At 38.1% G+C, this 16,144-nt stretch carries 15 protein-coding genes and 1 pseudogene; 11 read left to right on the top strand and 5 right to left on the bottom strand.

Features of this window, described 5'->3' with window-relative positions; all coding sequences use genetic code 11:
• Nucleotides 1-29: 29 nt before the first annotated feature.
• A complete protein-coding gene (locus IEX94_RS09010; RefSeq protein ID WP_188856904.1) occupies nt 30-1,112 on the top strand; it encodes a M20 family metallopeptidase in 1,083 nt (360 codons plus the stop codon).
• Between the two features lie 76 nt (nt 1,113-1,188).
• On the opposite strand, the gene IEX94_RS09005 is transcribed toward IEX94_RS09010, so the two are convergent.
• The 4 genes from IEX94_RS09005 to IEX94_RS08990 all read right to left on the bottom strand — a co-directional run bounded on the left by IEX94_RS09005 (nt 1,189) and on the right by IEX94_RS08990 (nt 6,720).
• Nucleotides 1,189-2,805 (bottom strand): hypothetical protein, encoded by a 1,617-nt coding sequence (locus tag IEX94_RS09005; protein WP_188856903.1) that lies wholly within the window; start codon nt 2,803-2,805, stop codon nt 1,189-1,191.
• Nucleotides 2,798-3,589, bottom strand: coding sequence for an ABC transporter ATP-binding protein (locus tag IEX94_RS09000; protein ID WP_188856902.1), 792 nt, complete (start codon nt 3,587-3,589; stop codon nt 2,798-2,800). The genes IEX94_RS09005 and IEX94_RS09000 overlap by 8 nt, the downstream gene beginning before the upstream one ends.
• Nucleotides 3,590-3,704: 115 nt before the next feature.
• Nucleotides 3,705-4,541: a DUF6398 domain-containing protein gene (locus IEX94_RS08995; protein WP_188856901.1), complete on the bottom strand. Its 837-nt coding sequence runs from the start codon at nt 4,539-4,541 to the stop codon at nt 3,705-3,707.
• Between the two features lie 1,150 nt (nt 4,542-5,691).
• Nucleotides 5,692-6,720 carry a ketopantoate reductase family protein gene (locus IEX94_RS08990; protein WP_188856900.1) on the bottom strand — a complete coding sequence of 343 codons (1,029 nt, stop codon included), beginning with the start codon at nt 6,718-6,720 and terminating at the stop codon, nt 5,692-5,694.
• Nucleotides 6,721-6,892: 172 nt separating this feature from the next.
• Here IEX94_RS08990 and IEX94_RS08985 point away from each other — a divergent pair, with 172 nt between their 5' ends.
• From IEX94_RS08985 to IEX94_RS08950, 7 genes are all read left to right on the top strand, one after another.
• Nucleotides 6,893-8,374, top strand: coding sequence for a methyl-accepting chemotaxis protein (locus IEX94_RS08985; RefSeq protein ID WP_188856899.1), 1,482 nt, complete (start codon nt 6,893-6,895; stop codon nt 8,372-8,374).
• A 364-nt stretch (nt 8,375-8,738) separates the two neighbouring features.
• The gene (locus tag IEX94_RS08975) at nt 8,739-9,155 is read left to right on the top strand and encodes a T7SS effector LXG polymorphic toxin (RefSeq protein ID WP_268239586.1); all 417 of its coding nucleotides are present in this window, start codon (nt 8,739-8,741) and stop codon (nt 9,153-9,155) included.
• Between the two features lie 301 nt (nt 9,156-9,456).
• Nucleotides 9,457-10,572: a glutamate 5-kinase gene (gene proB, locus IEX94_RS08970; RefSeq protein WP_188856896.1), complete on the top strand. Its 1,116-nt coding sequence runs from the start codon at nt 9,457-9,459 to the stop codon at nt 10,570-10,572.
• Nucleotides 10,569-11,816 (top strand): glutamate-5-semialdehyde dehydrogenase, encoded by a 1,248-nt coding sequence (locus tag IEX94_RS08965; protein ID WP_188856895.1) that lies wholly within the window; start codon nt 10,569-10,571, stop codon nt 11,814-11,816. The genes proB and IEX94_RS08965 overlap by 4 nt, the downstream gene beginning before the upstream one ends.
• A 432-nt stretch (nt 11,817-12,248) precedes the next feature.
• Nucleotides 12,249-12,884: a choline/ethanolamine kinase family protein gene (locus IEX94_RS08960; protein ID WP_188856894.1), complete on the top strand. Its 636-nt coding sequence runs from the start codon at nt 12,249-12,251 to the stop codon at nt 12,882-12,884.
• A 12-nt stretch (nt 12,885-12,896) separates the two neighbouring features.
• A complete protein-coding gene (locus IEX94_RS08955) occupies nt 12,897-13,154 on the top strand; it encodes a phosphotransferase family protein (RefSeq protein WP_188856893.1) in 258 nt (85 codons plus the stop codon).
• A 375-nt stretch (nt 13,155-13,529) separates the two neighbouring features.
• Complete coding sequence (locus IEX94_RS08950) at nt 13,530-14,528, top strand: bile acid:sodium symporter family protein (protein WP_188856892.1); 999 nt, start codon at nt 13,530-13,532, stop codon at nt 14,526-14,528.
• A gap of 234 nt (nt 14,529-14,762) precedes the next feature.
• Here the strand turns inward: IEX94_RS08950 and IEX94_RS08945 are convergent, their stop codons facing one another.
• Entirely contained in the window at nt 14,763-15,032 is a 270-nt protein-coding gene (locus IEX94_RS08945) for a restriction endonuclease subunit S domain-containing protein (protein WP_188856891.1), read from the bottom strand.
• Nucleotides 15,033-15,219: 187 nt separating this feature from the next.
• On the opposite strand from IEX94_RS08945, the gene IEX94_RS19735 reads away from it, so the two are divergent.
• The 3 genes and pseudogenes from IEX94_RS19735 (at nt 15,220) to IEX94_RS08935 (ending at nt 16,135) form a co-directional block, all read left to right on the top strand.
• The gene (locus IEX94_RS19735) at nt 15,220-15,507 is read left to right on the top strand and encodes a site-specific integrase (RefSeq protein ID WP_229782642.1); all 288 of its coding nucleotides are present in this window, start codon (nt 15,220-15,222) and stop codon (nt 15,505-15,507) included.
• A gap of 15 nt (nt 15,508-15,522) precedes the next feature.
• Nucleotides 15,523-15,738, top strand: a pseudogene (locus IEX94_RS19730) (hypothetical protein); the annotation flags it as partial.
• Nucleotides 15,728-16,135, top strand: a complete 408-nt coding sequence (locus IEX94_RS08935) for an HAAS domain-containing protein (RefSeq protein ID WP_188856890.1) — start codon at nt 15,728-15,730, stop codon at nt 16,133-16,135. The pseudogene IEX94_RS19730 and the gene IEX94_RS08935, both read left to right, overlap by 11 nt.
• Nucleotides 16,136-16,144: the final 9 nt, after the last annotated feature.

Here is a 16,144-nt window from a genome sequence, read left to right as displayed (position 1 = left end):
TTGAATATTTTAAATGCAGGAGGGATAAAATGTGTGATCCAATTCCCTTACTAGAAGAATTAATAAAAATAGACAGTTCCACAAAGGCAGGTGCGAATGAAGCAATTGCTTATTGCGAGCAATGGTTAACCAACCAAGATGTCCCTGTTAAAAAAATAGAAAGTCACGGATTTCACATGCTTGTAAGTGAATTAGGCCAAGGTGATTCTAGGATTGTCTTGAACGGACATATCGATGTCATTGCAGCAGAGGAAAGACAATTCCAACCATATATGGAAGATGGGAAAATGTATGGCCGTGGTACTGCTGATATGAAAGCAGGGGTGGCTGCCTCGATGGTGGCAGCTGCTCAATTGAAAGATATGGAATTAACATCCAAGGTTATGCTTCAAATCGTTCCAGATGAGGAGACAGGTGGCAAGTATGGAACCAAATATTTAACGGAAAAAGGGTACTTGGGAGACTTTATTATTTGCGGTGAACCAACAAACCTAGGGATCGGCATTCAGTCTAAAGGAGTACTCCAGGTTGATATTACTGTCCTGGGAAAACCTGCACATGGAAGCCGACCTTGGGAAGGTACAAATGCAATAACGAAAGCAATTGAACTCTATGAAGAAATATTAGAGCTTCCTTTTGCACAAGAAAGTTCATCCATGTTTACAAAGCCCTCTATCAATCTCGCAAAGATCCAAGGAGGGACCGTTTATAATAAAGTCCCAGAGCGGTGTGAGATGTCACTGGACATCAGATATCTGCCACATCAATCTCCGGAAGATATCGTTCATCAGATTAAGACAATTACAGACTGCAGATTATCAATCCATAATCGCAATAATCCAATCAAGACAAAAGAAGACAATCCTTATGTGGAAGCGTTAGAAGAATCAATTAAACGAATTACTCATCTGGAAAAAGTTAATCTATTCGGCCAACATGGTTCCAGCGATGGACAATTTTTTACCGAGTATGGAGGTGCCGCTGTAGAATTTGGACCGATCGGCAGTGATTGGCATGGTGAGAACGAAATGGTTTACGTTGATTCGGTGAGAGAATACCGGGATGTGCTGATGGATTTTGTTTTATCTTTGGAAGGTAATTTGCGAAAGTAGCTGATAAGCGAATGAAAAAGGACAGTCCACTTAACCGATTAGAGTCGGTTCAGACTGTCCTTCAATTCGTTAACTTCTACCTAAACGTCCGCTTCCATAAAATAGTCGTAACCACGATAAGAACCACCAGATAACCATAAATTGCAAAAGGTATAAAGGAGATTAATAGATGTATTAGCACAAATATCCCAATAATAATCATTAACAGGATAATGATCCATGCAGTACTACCGCCTTGCTGGGCCGTTTCAATCGGCTCGGTAAACGGATATTCTCCTTTATTAAACAGCTTATAAGCGATAAGCATCAGCAATAAAGCAATGACAAAAACAACTGCTATATCAGGCAGGATACGAATGGAAAATATCCAGATGTAAAGAATCGACAGTACAAGCATAATCGGTAAGTACAGCTTTACAAACATTGCTTTTAAAGCAGCACTATAGACAATAGAATGCTTTTGAATCGGTGTTGTTCGAAAAATCCATGCACCTTTGTATTTTGCGGAAAACTGCAGCATATAAACAACTGTTCCGATGATAACAGTGGAAAAATAAATGGTTAAAAAGGATTTTCCTTGCCCTAACTCTTCCAGTGTTTGAAAGCTCAAATTGTTAAAAAGGAAGATTAATGGGAAAACAAATGCCATTCCCAATGAAGGGTAGACCTTTAATTTAAAATCTCTTTCCCGGCTTATCATAATGGAAGAAAAGCGGTAAAATACTCTTTCTTCGTTGCTAAAACAAATTAATTTTTCAATCAGGTCATTTAGCGTCCGTTTTTTCTTCTTTTTCGTACTTGATTCTTCCATCAGCTTTTGCAAATTCCGTTCGAAAGCTGGCATAGACAAGTAATAGAAGAAAAACGAAAGGAGTGGTACTAATACGGCAAGTACGGAAAGAATGATAATCTCGCTCGTATAATTATGATTTAGCACAAGTTCAAATGGTGCACTAAACCATATTGGCGGGATCAATACATGCCACCAGCTAAAGTCATACACATACTCGAAATCTACAACGTCAAATAACCTTATAATAATTTGATAGCCGACTATCACTCCTACAGCAAGTAATATTTGCACGTAATTAATAATATCCTTCAATTTTTCACCATCGAAAAGTCGTAGCACCAGCATATAGATTAATGCAGTAAGAGCCAATACTAATAGGTCTATTAAAAAGATGATTACAAGAAATAGAAGAAAGTAAATAAAACCTTTTGTAAAAAGAAATACAAATGCTGGTATCGAGATGAATGCCCCGGTAAGCAGCGTCAAATAAATCGCAACATGAAAAAACTTAGCTGCATGGATCGTCCGATTATTTACTGGCTTTGTATTCAATATCACCTTATCCCGGATATCCAGAAGTACAGAGGAAAAGTCTGAAATCAGCGATGTAGTCAGGATGAACATGGCAACTCCTGCTATAATACTTACCTGGAAAAAATAATTATCACCCAAAAATCCAAATGGAAGAAGGAGAAGACCATATATTGCATAAATCCATAACGATTTAAGAAATTGATTTCCTTCCTTTTTCTTCGCATTACTGAGAATGGTTGGAACACGCCGGCCATCCATTGTCAGTTTTATTTCAAGGATTTTCCGCATCATTTCATAATCAATATTTAATTTACGGAAAACCGACTGGAAAATATCCAACACTTTTAAAATACGGATATCACCCATGTTGCTCATCCCCAGTTACAATGGAGACAATTTTTCTCGCTGTTTCTTGATGCTCATCAAATCCTGTTAATTGATTAAATATCGCTTCAAGCGAACCCGCCTTACTTTGCTCTTTGAGATCATCAAAAGAACCATCCGCAGCAATTTCACCGTCCACTAAGAGAACAATGCGATTACTTATCTTTTCAACGACATCCATAATATGAGAGGAATAAAAAATCGTTTTTCCCTGATTAGCCAAAGCTTCCAGCATATCTTTAATAACCATCACACTGTTTGCATCCAACCCGCTTAATGGTTCATCAAGGAAAATCAAATCCGGATTATGCAGAAGGCTAGAGATGATCAGAACCTTTTGCCTCATCCCCTTAGAGAAAGAGGAGATTCTCGAATGGAAAACTTCTCCCATATCAAATTCTTCTAGAAGACTCCATGCTTTCGTTTCCGCAATTTCCCGGTCCATACCATACAATTCACCTATAAATGTGAGATATTCAGCAGCTGTCAAGTTATCGTAAATCTCTGCGTTTTCGGGTACATAACCAATTTTTTGTTTATATGTAACATCGCTTGATGCAATATTCTTACCAAAGATTTCGACGACCCCGCCATAACCATCAACTAATCCGAGCATGATTTTTAATGTTGTACTTTTCCCTGCACCGTTCGGACCGATATATCCGATGATTTGTCCGCGGTAAACTTCTAGGTTAATCCCATTTAGAACGTCCTTATCGGAATAACTCATTCTTAGATTTTGCAGTGATAACACTTTTTCTTTCATCCCTTTAAACCCCACTTTCCCTTCATCTGTTATTCACTTTCTAACATAACAATGTGTGATTGGGAATGCAATGGTGTGTAGGGTGTGAATATAGATAGATGTTCTCTACTTAGACCTATCGATAATTCCAAAACCAGCCCTGATAATCATTCACTAAGTTATAATTCTCATGACTCTCATCAAGCTCCAATTCGGCTAAAGGGATATATTTTTTTTCTTCTTTTTGGATGCATTCCACTAAAATTCCATATAGATGATGAACTTTTATGTCCTGCTCTAATCGAATAAAATCGATATGTTCTTCTATTAAAAATAGACCAATTTGTTGTTTAGTCGTTATTCTAAAAGGGAATTTCATTTCTTTTTGCAAGAATGCATGATAGCGAAGGAGTCTTTCATCCGTTACTTGCAGTAATTCAGACAATTCTAAATCACTGTATGCTTTTTTTACTAAAGATAAGCCTATTATTTCTGCAACTCTTAACTCCCAATCACTTATAACGAATTCTTCTTCTATTATACTTTTCGGAACTATAAAGCCATCGATAGTTGTTAATTGATTAAATGGACTGCGTTTATTGACTGATTCTACACCGAAAGTGCTGTCAAAATAAGACAAATTAAACATATCCCTAATTTGCTTTGACCTTTGTGAGGTGGTGCTTTGTTTGGTATTGAAGTGATCATAAATAACAGATGGAGAAGAAACATATGGCTCTGTATCCTTATCAAATAAAAAGTTGATTGTTCCGAGTGCATGGATGATAGCAGCTGCCCAAATATCAATTCTCCCCTTAAGGAATGGAACTTCACGTTTTCTAGCCATTTTATTTATTAATTTTTCGATTACTACATCATATTCTTCATTTAAATGTATCCTACTAAATTCATTCGTAAGCTGAAAAAGCTGTTCTTTCTTTTCATTTTTCATTTCTTTAATATTTGCTGCCATATTTTTACCCTCTCCTATTTAGACTATATATTTAAAATGATTTTTTGGTTATCCTCATTTACAGTTCAATTATACACGCGTTCTAGCATACTATTTTTAGGGGATCTTTAAAAATGTGCAAGTATAAAAAAACACGAGGCTGGGACATAACTTCTTAGTATGGTTATAAATCCGAACAAATGATAAGAAAGAGCATCAACAACCGCTCCGGGAATATACTACGCTTTCCGCAGGCGGCTGGTGAGCCTCGACGCATAGGATGTGCTAATGCAGACGTTGCCACAGGACGTGGCGTTCTTAGTCTGCCTCGGGCTACCGCCCTGCGGGGTCTCACCGATGCCGACCGACGAACAGGAGGTTCTAGTGCCGGCGTTGATCACAGGACGTGACCGTACTTAGCCGGCCTCCTGCTGGAGTCTCCGTATATTCCCGGGGCTAGTTAGCAGTTTTGTTCGGATTTAATTCATATTAGAATAGTTATGTCCCAGCCTCAATAGCAAAATAAGACGGTGAAGGATCACTGCATTGTACCGGAGTACTTTAAAAAAATGGCAAAGTATTTAGTAGCTACATATGGTAAGCAGACTTTGGGAGTCGTAAGTGGTATGTAGGAAGAAAATATATTTTGAACGTGTCTTAAAAGATTGGAACGACTTGAGTAAATGTAAATAATTATGTATATTTAGACTTGAGGGTATGATACCTTCCATCCCTTTATAGAAGGGAGGGCATAGAAGTATGGAGCAGGTTTTGATTCTGATTACGTCTGTAGTCAATCTGATAATAGCAATCACTAATCTGATTGTCATATTATTAGATAGAGACAACAAAAGACGTAAAAAGAAAAAGAACTCTAAACGCTCACAACGTTAGAGTTCTAAACCACATGGGAGGGGAGTAAAATCTCCTCCTAACCATAATCTATGTCAATCATACCCTCTTTATTCAAAAAAATCAACATAAAGGGTGAAAATTATGGTGGCTGCAGCCTTAATGATTTCAATTGTGGCTCTTGTGGTGTCTGTAATCAATTTAGTAATTGTATCTAAAAACCGAAAATAACGATGGTTGTATAATGAAAAGTACATAAAATTTTTTATAATGAAAGCTGTGTTTACAAATAATAAACAGACCGTTAATATGTGATAAATTAGGAAAGCAACTCTCTAAAATAAGCAAGATTCTCCTCAAATTCAGGAAGCCCTTTTCCTTCCTCGGCTTTCTTCACCAATCGCACAAGTAAATCATTAAACGGAGTGTTGATGTTCACTTCTTTTCCTTTCGAAGCTACAAACCCATTTATATAATCAATCTCCGTTCTTTGTTTCTTCTCAAGGTCTTGCAGCATACTTGCTTTCAGTAAAGCTTGTGGGCCAAATGCTTTTTTCGAAAAGCCAATAGCTTCTGGCAAGTTCGATTTGTCTGCAGCAATATTAAAGATGTTTAAATTAAATCCAGCAAGTTCGTCAAACTCGACACCGGATGCAGTGCCAACTTTAATCGTTTCATCGGCTAACATGACAGCACTCGTTACTGCAACTTCATCCTTTAAAACATCTCCATATGTACAACCTAAAGCAGCGGACATACCACTCATCGCGACGTTTACTAGCAATTTTGCCCACTTTGTTCCGATGAGATTTGCAGAAATTGTTGTGTTACCTACAGCATCAAGAATACCTTTAATTTGTTGAATGCGGTCTGTAGTTGTCCCATCTAACTCACCGATTTGGAAAGCATTTGCTTGGAAAGACTCAGCAGCTGTTGTTAATTCAGATACCCCGGGCTCGACCCACGTTGCTCCAAATTCAACTGATCCGCCAACTATTCGTTTCTTTCCTAAAATAGAAGCTAAGGAATCTTCTGGAACCCCATTTTGTAATGATAAAACAATACTATCCGTATCTAAGTGTGGAGTGAGATTTTTCAAAACGTCTGTATTATACAATTGCTTCGTTAATAAAAGCACTAAATCATAATGGCCCTCCATTTGATCCGGTGTGATTGCTTTTACAGGGATCGTTTCATTTATTGTACCAGTAATTGTAGCCCCCGATTGATTTAAGGCATCCACATGCGCCTGATTAACATCGATCAGCTCAACTAGTTCGTTGTTCTTAGAAAGGTATGCTCCAATGATTGTCCCTAAGGACCCTGCGCCCAAAATTGCGATTCTCATATTACTTCCTCCTAGTACATAAGTTGTGATAACATAGGATAGTATACTGTATTTTTATGGAAAAATCATGTGGAGTGAATAAATACATATATTTACAGTTTGATTTAACTTCGCCTCCGGATAACCGATAATAGAAGCGGGATGTATAAGAAAATTGAAAAAGGAGATTGACATGAAACAAGATACATATAACACACAGCGTGTTCATAAGGTTAATTTATTTCTGATGATAGCAATCGTTTTACTTTTAGTAGTACCAATTGTTTCTTCACGAGGTGTGGATGACACGGTTAGTATTATTATAGCGGGAGTTTTAGTTGTTGTTTTATCAGTCGCTAATTATTTTTTACCTTTTCCGCCATATGTAAAAGGGTTAATCTTCGCCTTACTGCCATTAATTGTTGCGACATCAATGTTTTATTTAGATGGGTTTGCTTTAAATAAGCATTATATTATTCTTTTGTCTATCGCAATGGTGACACTCTATTTTAAAGAAGAACTTATACTTATATTTATTGGCGTTGTTAATCTTGCATTTATTGTAACCTATTTGAGCGAACCGGAAGAGCTGCTCGGAATCGATAGTGACTTTAAAGGATTTATTACGGTACTAGCGTTAATTAATGGAATAATGGCTGCTTTATACTTATTGACGAAATGGGGAAGAGAGCTAATTGATGAATCCTATCGCAAGGAAATGGAAGCCCAGCGCTTGACCGAGCGATTACAAGCAACCATACATACGATTGAGGAAAATACGCATACACTGGACGACAATATTGACCATTTAAACACAAATATTACAACGATTTACGATTCAAGTCATCAAATTAATCAATCGGTGGAAGAGATGGCAGCAGGAATTCAAGAAGAGGCAGGTAGTATTAGTTCCATAAGTGAAGCGATGGGGGATTCCGTTGAGAGGGCAAATCGATCGATTTCGATCTCGCAGGATATTGTAAATAAATCAGAGGCGATGAACGAAAACGTGCAAGAAGGCTGGCAGAAGATCAACCAGCTTAATAATCACATGTCCACTGTAAATACTGCAATAAGTACAACTGTCGTCACGGTGAATGATTTGCAGACAAGTCTCGAAACCGTTAATTCACTCTTGCAGGGGATTAAGGATATCGCAGATCAGACGAACCTGCTTGCGTTGAATGCTGCAATTGAATCGGCGCGTGCCGGTGAACATGGAAGAGGTTTTGCGATTGTAGCGGATGAGGTTCGCAGATTAGCGGAACAAAGTGCTAATATAACCGTTGATATTGAAAGCGTTACAACTGAACTCTTCGACAAATCGCGAAATGCTCACGGTCGATCCCTGCAAGGAGAATCTGCTATTAAAGAAGGAGAAAAAATAGTTGAGGAAATTTCTGCATATTTTGCAGAGATAAGAGGTTCTTTCCAGTATACAAATGAAGAGCTCGCTACAGGGATGGAAGAGGTACAATCATCGACAAGAAACTTTAAGGATATTCAAGCCCAAATAGAAAGTGTGGCAAATATTTCAGAGGAAAATGCATCAGCCACAGAGGAAATTGTTGCTACGATAGAAAGTGAACATGAGTTAATTGCCAATATCAATGAGGCGATTGAAGAGATCGATAGGTTGAGTGGGGAATTAAAAGGGATTGTTGTTGGGGATTGATCAATTATGAAAAAAGCTGGAGTCGCAGGGGGAAACCTCTCGACTCCAGCTTTTTTAACACACTTCCAAAAGAAGTCTCCCTCTTCAATTGGAAGCGTGGAATTATTGGCGAGTTATAAAGACATTGGAACGGTTCAATTCGGTTCAATTAAACACTGTTCTGAATAGATTAGAACAAGAAATAGAGACTCTCGAACAATCAATCACTAGCTTACATGAACAAATTGCTTCGACCAACTCAAGTATTTCTGCTTTAAAAGAAAGAAGAGAGGAGCTTCGCAATCAATGACTAAAGAAATTAAACTGAACGAGGCCAAAGTAAAATCTCATTATCGGAATTGAAATCTATTGCGGATCAGTTTGAATCCACTTTCTCCAGTATGAAGGAAGAAGAAAACAAGCTAGACAGGAAGCACATGAGAAGTTTTTAATCCATTTGTATGAAATTCTAATTGATTTTGAAAACGGATTGAAGCGGATGGAACAAGCAATCCAGTCGTTTGAATTAATTCCAAATGTAAGGATTGAGCAAAGTTTTTTAGAAAATGATATTAATTACGGACTGCAAAATGTTAAGAATACAACACTGAATTTGACAGATGCTGCGAACCATACGATACAAAGTGTCCGCGATATTGTTACTCTGCCACAGCTCCATCCTGATGAATTGATCCATCGGGTCCGGCAAGGCGAAAAGCAAACCAAGCAACTCGTTGAACAGTTCCCTATTGACAATCTTATCTTTCCTCGCCATAATAGTGTACATATATCCGAACGGTGACAAAGGAATAGTATGCAGTACTTGCTATGAAAGAGAGTGGAATTTATAAGCTGAGAGATTCCGCCATAGACAACCTGCAGAACCTGCCTTTGGAGTCCCATGCAACACATGGGCGCGAGATCAAGCGTTATTGATGAAGTGGAATGTGCATACATTCAAGTAATGGTGGTACCGCGGAAGCAAGCCCTTTCGTCCTTATAATATAGGATGAAGGGGCTTTTTTAGGTGGATTATAACCAGATTTATCACTTTATTCTGTAAAGTAAGTAAAGCGTTAATAGAGTAAACGGGGGAACAGCAAATGCGTAGACAACGAATTGTAGTCAAAATCGGCAGTAGTTCACTTACGAACGAAAAAGGGGGAATAGATCAGCAAAAACTGGATGAACATGTTCATGCACTTGTTGCGCTTAGGGAAGCGAACCATGAAGTAATCCTTGTATCATCGGGGGCAGTTGCGGCAGGTTTCCGTGGGCTTGGTTATTCCTCAAGACCAGTAACCCTAAAAGGTAAACAAGCAGCCGCGGCGATTGGGCAAAGTATGCTGATTCAGACCTATATTGAGAAATTTAGTGCTTTTGATATAACGGTAGCTTTATTGTTGTTAACTAGAGATGACTTTTCAGACCGGGAGCGATACCGAAATGCTTACGCAACAATGACAGAGCTGTTGGAAAGAGGTGCTATACCAATCATCAACGAAAATGACACCGTATCAGTTGAAGAGCTGACGTTTGGTGATAATGATATGCTATCCGCCTTGGTCAGCGGCTTTATCCACGCTGATCAGCTTATTATATTAACAGATATCAATGGAATTTATAATGGAAATCCGCGAACGAACCCCGCCGCAGTAAAATATGACTACTTAGATGGAATAACAGAAGAAATGATTCAAGATACAGATACGACTGGATCGAAGGTAGGCACTGGGGGAATGAAATCGAAGCTAATCGCAGCCAAAACAGCAACAATGCTCGGTGTTCCAGTCTTTATCGGCTATGGAGAAGGACAGGATAAACTCATTCAAGTTTTACAAGGAAATGGTGATGGTACGTATATTGCGAGTCCCTCCAAAGCTCCAATCAATACGAGAAAACAATGGATTGCGCTACATTCTGAAGCAATGGGGGGAATCTATGTGGATAAAGGAGCAGAAGAAGCTATATCCAATCAAGGAAGTAGCTTACTTTCTGCAGGTATATTAAAAATAAGTGGAACTTTTGAAAAGGGTGATGTTGTCCAGGTGTATGGGATGCACGATTTACTTGGAAAAGGAGAAATAAGCTGTTCATCTGATGAACTGCAACGGACAATCAAAAGCCATAGCGATAGAGAAAAAGTTACACCATCTATCGAAGTAATCCACCGTGACGGATGGGTTAGTGTACAAAAAATAGGGGAGGCATTATCATGAGTGAAGTGATCCAAAAAGGAAAGGCTGCGAAAAAAGCAAGTTATGCTATGTCAAGCGCAACAACAGAAGAGAAAAACGAAGCACTGTCCTTGATTGCAGCGCAATTACTTAACGATCAAGATATGATTCTTAAAGAAAATGAAAAGGACCTTACCGCAGGACGTGAAAGTGGGCTTACTTCATCTGTATTGGACCGAATCATGTTAAATCAGGAAAGACTAGAAGGGATTGCTGCTGCGATAGAGGAAATCATCGTACTTCACGATCCGATCGGCGAAATCCTGGAAACAATCCATAAAGACAATGGGATGAAAATCGAGGAGAAACGTGTCCCGCTTGGAGTTGTCGCGATGATTTATGAAGCTAGACCGAATGTTACGGTCGATGCAGCAACCTTGACACTCAAAACGGGAAATGCAGTTATTTTAAGAGGAAGCTCCTCCGCTAAAAATTCCAATCTAGCGCTAGTGAACTCAATCCACCGTGCTATGGAAAAAAGTAAACTACCCGTTGATGCTGTTCAGCTAATTGAGGATACGAGTAGAGAAACAGCTAGCGAATTATTCCGGTTAAATGATTATTTAGACGTATTAATACCTCGCGGTGGTAAAAACTTGATTGATACGGTTGTTCGAGAAGCTACCGTACCGGTAATTGAAACAGGTGCTGGAAATTGTCATGTATTTATTGATCAAACTGCAAAGCAACCGATGGCAGAAGTGATTGTTTTAAATTCGAAATTGCAACGCCCATCCGTATGTAATGCAATTGAGTCGCTTTTAATCGATGCTTCCTGGTTTGCCGAATATGGCAAGGAGCTTTTAGAAAAGTTAAAAGTGAATGATGTACAGATTTATGCTGATGAGCGGGTTCGTGAAGATTTCCCTGACGTTCTTGAAGCATCGGAAGAAGACTGGGCGAATGAATATCTCGGACATGCCATTAGTGTTAAAGTGGTGGATTCACCGCAGGAAGCAATCGAACATATTAATCAATATGGAACAAAGCATTCTGAAGCGATTATTACGGAAGACGCTCGAAATGCTGAAATGTTCCTACAACATGTGGATGCAGCGGCAGTTTATCATAATGTATCGACTCGCTTCACGGATGGATTCGAGTTTGGATATGGTGCGGAAATTGGAATAAGTACGCAGAAGTTACATGCAAGAGGGCCAATGGGACTCAAAGCATTAACTTCGAGTAAAGTACGTATTACAGGAGATGGGCAGGTTAGAAGTTGATATTTAGCGGAATTCCAGAAGAGTTTTTTTTAAAACCAAAGGGTCAGACCAGCTGCACCACCGGCTCACTTTTATTTAACTAAGAAAAGCCTCTCAAAAGTTCAGTGAACTTCTGGGAGGCTTCATTAAAATCTTTGGTTTAGGTTGTCGTGTTACTTTATTAGTACCTACCAGTGGTTCTCAACATTTCTTCTTATATATTTTTTATAAGGAATCGTGAGGGGGGGAGAGTATAAAGGTTGATACGACAGTTATGGTAACGTTTACAATTAAGCGGGAATATGTTATAATATATACAGTAAATCATATACTATTTTTTATTTAAGAGAGCCCACCTTTGGCTCTTTTTGAATGTATAGGAAACAATAAATAAAATTGCTGCCGAATGCATGCATGTTTTCTGTACTAATAATATTAAATGGAGGGGGTCACATGGATAAAAAATTGATGAGCTCGTTGATTGAAAATACACTGAATATTCCGATATCGAGTATTGAAGATATGAGACGGACGCCCGGTGGGATGACAAATGACAGTTATTTTGTCACAGTCAATGGGGAAAAATATGTCGTAAGGATTGCTGGCAAAGGAACTGACGAATTAATTGACCGCCAATCGGAAATGAATAATCTAATATATGGAACAGAAATTGGAATAAATCCAGAACTTATATATTTTGATATAGAAAGTGGGCTAAAGATTACTCGGAAATTAGAGTCTTCGAAAGCATTAACTCCAGAATTGGCAAGAGAAGGTCAAATCATGCAAAAAATCATTAACCTGTTCCAGCGACTTCACTATTCTAAGAAGCCAATGACCAATCGGTTTGATTTATTTGGATTAATGGGACACTATGAAAACCTTGTTCAAGAGGTCCAACCTTTCATGATGGAAAAGATTGCACATATGAAAGAGCATATATTGGCCTTAAAAAAAGTGTATGAGACGATGGAAGTGATAGAGGTTCCATGTCATATAGATACGGTTCCTGCCAATATTTTAGTAGATAAGAAAGATCAGTTGTATCTGATTGATTGGGAATATAGCGGAATGTTTGACCCAATGTAGGATATAGCGACATTGTTTCAAAGATTATTTTTCACAGAGGAAGAACAACTGTTTTTCCTAAAAACTTATTTTGGACGCGATCCTAGACCTGAAGAAATGCAGCGTATTTTGTTGCATGAAATTTTCCAAGATTATTTATGGTGTTTATGGACGATTTATAAAGAGGCAAAAGGCGAAGATTATGGAGCGCTTGCAATGGAACGCATGGAGCGAGCTATGAAAAATATTGCGGAATACAATACGACGTATAATTTTGATGATGTTGTATGACCAATTTATCACGTATTAACGGTCTGTAATACCCCCTCTCTAAACATGAAGGAAACCTAATATGTGAAGGGGGAAACAGTCCGTAAATCCCTGATTCTGTTATACTAACATTCAGTGGGGTAGGTAAGGATACCCCACTGAATGAGTTTCACTTTATAGTCGCATCAAGGGCTTTTCTTGAAGAGGAAGAGCCCTTTTATATTACCGCAGAAAAGTAAAACCTAACCTTTGCTTAAGTTACATTATTTCTTCCTGGATCACCAATGTTAAATTTATCTAAACATTCACTTTACATTATCCGGCTAAAGTGATACTATCAATCTCAATTATACATAGGGGCACACCAACAAAGCACAAACAAGAGGGGAATCAGTCATGGATGTAGTCAACAAAATAAGTAACATAGCTGGTAAATATTTCGCGCTTATTATCATCATTTTTTCAGTCATTGCTTTCTTGGTTCCAGAGTGGTTTTCTTCATTTGGATCATACATAACAATTTTACTCGGAGTCGTCATGTTCGGGATGGGGCTGACATTAAAAGCATCCGACTTTAAATTAGTTTTTACGAAACCAATCCCTGTTTTGATCGGCGTCGTTGCGCAGTTTTCCATCATGCCAACTGTAGCGTTTGTTATTGCTTACCTATTACAATTACCAGCAGAAATTGCTGCTGGCCTTGTTTTGTTAGGAAGCGTACCGGGCGGGACGGCATCCAATGTAATGGTGTATTTGGCAAAAGGAAATTTGCCGCTTTCGATTACGATGACAAGTGTTTCCACCTTGCTTGCTCCTATCATGACCCCACTTCTATTATTAATATTCGCGGGGCAATGGTTACCCGTTGATCCAATGTCGATGTTTATGTCGATTGTGCAAGTAATTGTTATTCCAATCATCCTAGGACTATTAGTTAATAAATACTTCCCGAAAACAACGGAAAAAGGTGCATCCGTCCTGCCCTTAATATCAATTGTTGCGATTACGATTATCGTCTCATCCATCGTTGCAAATAATAAAGAAAATATTGCGAGTGCGGGAATTCTAGTATTCCTCTCGGTGTTGCTCCATAATGGTTTCGGGCTTTTATTAGGATTCTATGCAGGGAAATTATGTAGACTACCTGTGCAAGATCAACGTGCGATTTCGATTGAAGTCGGAATGCAAAACTCTGGCCTCGGTGTTGCTTTAGCATCCGTATATTTTACACCATTGGCAGCATTGCCAAGTGCATTTGCGTCTGCTTGGCAATTGATTACCGGTACCGTGCTTGCCTCTCAGTGGGGGAAAAGTGAAGTTCCAAATAAACAAAACACACGAGTTGAAGAACAATCAAACGATGCTGCTGTAGAAAAAAAGAAATTAACAAATTAACAGAGGATTCTCAAAGGTTCGTCAGACTTTTGAGAAGCCTTATTCCATCAAATTGATTTTTCCAATAGGTGAGGTTATCTTATCAACGTAAAATAAAAAGCGCCTATAAATATAGGCGCTAACGATTATTCGTGGCGAGAGAACTATGTGTTCACATCACATGTTTAACCTGTTCCTCGACTTACACGAATCAGCTCATCGCTATATAAGTATAACATGGTTCGGCTAAGATAACTAGATGACCATTACTTGTCTAGCGATGTGTGATACATCATACGGATTAATTGCCAATTCGCCTATTGTTCCTTTTACTGATATTAAAATATCTCCATTCCTTGAAAAAACACTTGGTTTTTGCGTTGTTCTTACCGTGTTCACGGTGCCTTCTTTAAAATTGCTAGCACCTGTAATATAAGGAGTGCCTTCTTTTGAACTGTCCGAATAACTGTCTGATTTTAAGTCTCTCCAGAAATCAATTCCATTACATTTCGTAATCTGCTCCATTCCAAGCTTCCTAGAATATCTAAAAACCAGACATGGGCATGAGATATGGGAAAAATATAGAGTTCAAGTTCCCAACTTATTTGATAAATTTAACCGTTACTATCACAGAAAAGATGATCATAATGGCAAGGTAATACCTCCGAGACCCGGAATACTGGAAAGATTTTGGGATAGGTTGAAACAAGAAATGAAAACAGCAAGAAAATATTCAACTATTGCCAGGGATTATACAATTTTTAGAATGCTTGAGCTAACAGGTTTAAGAACCCATGAAATAATCATGATGGATGTGAAAAATTGTAGATTTGATTTAGGAGAAAAAGGCAAAATACAAGTTCGTTTTGGGAAAGGATCAGGATACAAACGTAGATGGGTACCTATGTTAGATGGTGTGGATTTACTTATAAAATGGTACTTGGAAGGAGTAAGACCCCTATTCAATTCTAATATAGAAGGTGCCTTATTTTTATCATAAAGTGGTACAAGATTAAATAAGCATACAGCTAGACGAAGCTTGACGAGAAGGCAAAAGAAAATGGGCTTTACAGAATATGAAATATTTAGTCCACATCAGTTGCGTCATTCATTTGCAACACGACAAACAGAACTTGGTGTAGATTTATTGACCTTACAAAACAATATAAATAATGTTTTGAATTCAGAATCTAAATTAGATTCAAAAGGGGATGAGATGAATGAAAAATAAATTGGGGCTTTCCAAGGAGAGTCAAATATTTATTGAAAATCTGCGTGTTTACTTATCTTCCAGTAGGAAAAATATAGATGAAATTGAGGAAATTACGAATGATTTAAAAATCCACTTATTAGAGGCAGAACGTAACGGGAAACCCATAGAAAAGGTTGTTGTCTTTATTCTTTTTGCCTTTGCAGGTTTTAGATATATAACAAATCAATCCGCAAGGAAACAGACGGTTGTACTTGCTGGAATGGTATTATTGTTATCGGCTTTATCTTTCGATTTAATTTATCTAAATAAAGTTATTGCAAGTCCCATTATCCACTTTGGTACTATTGGAAGTCTGATTGTTGCTGTATTTATAATACTGTTTTTTATCGTTCTGGTCTTTTGGGCAACAAAATAAAGTTTTACA

Origin of the sequence: Oceanobacillus indicireducens, from assembly GCF_014647195.1 — a bacterium.
GTDB lineage: Bacteria > Bacillota > Bacilli > Bacillales > Amphibacillaceae > Oceanobacillus > Oceanobacillus indicireducens.
Note: the sequence above shows the minus strand (reverse complement) of the source record. Positions and strands in the feature narration are given on the sequence as shown.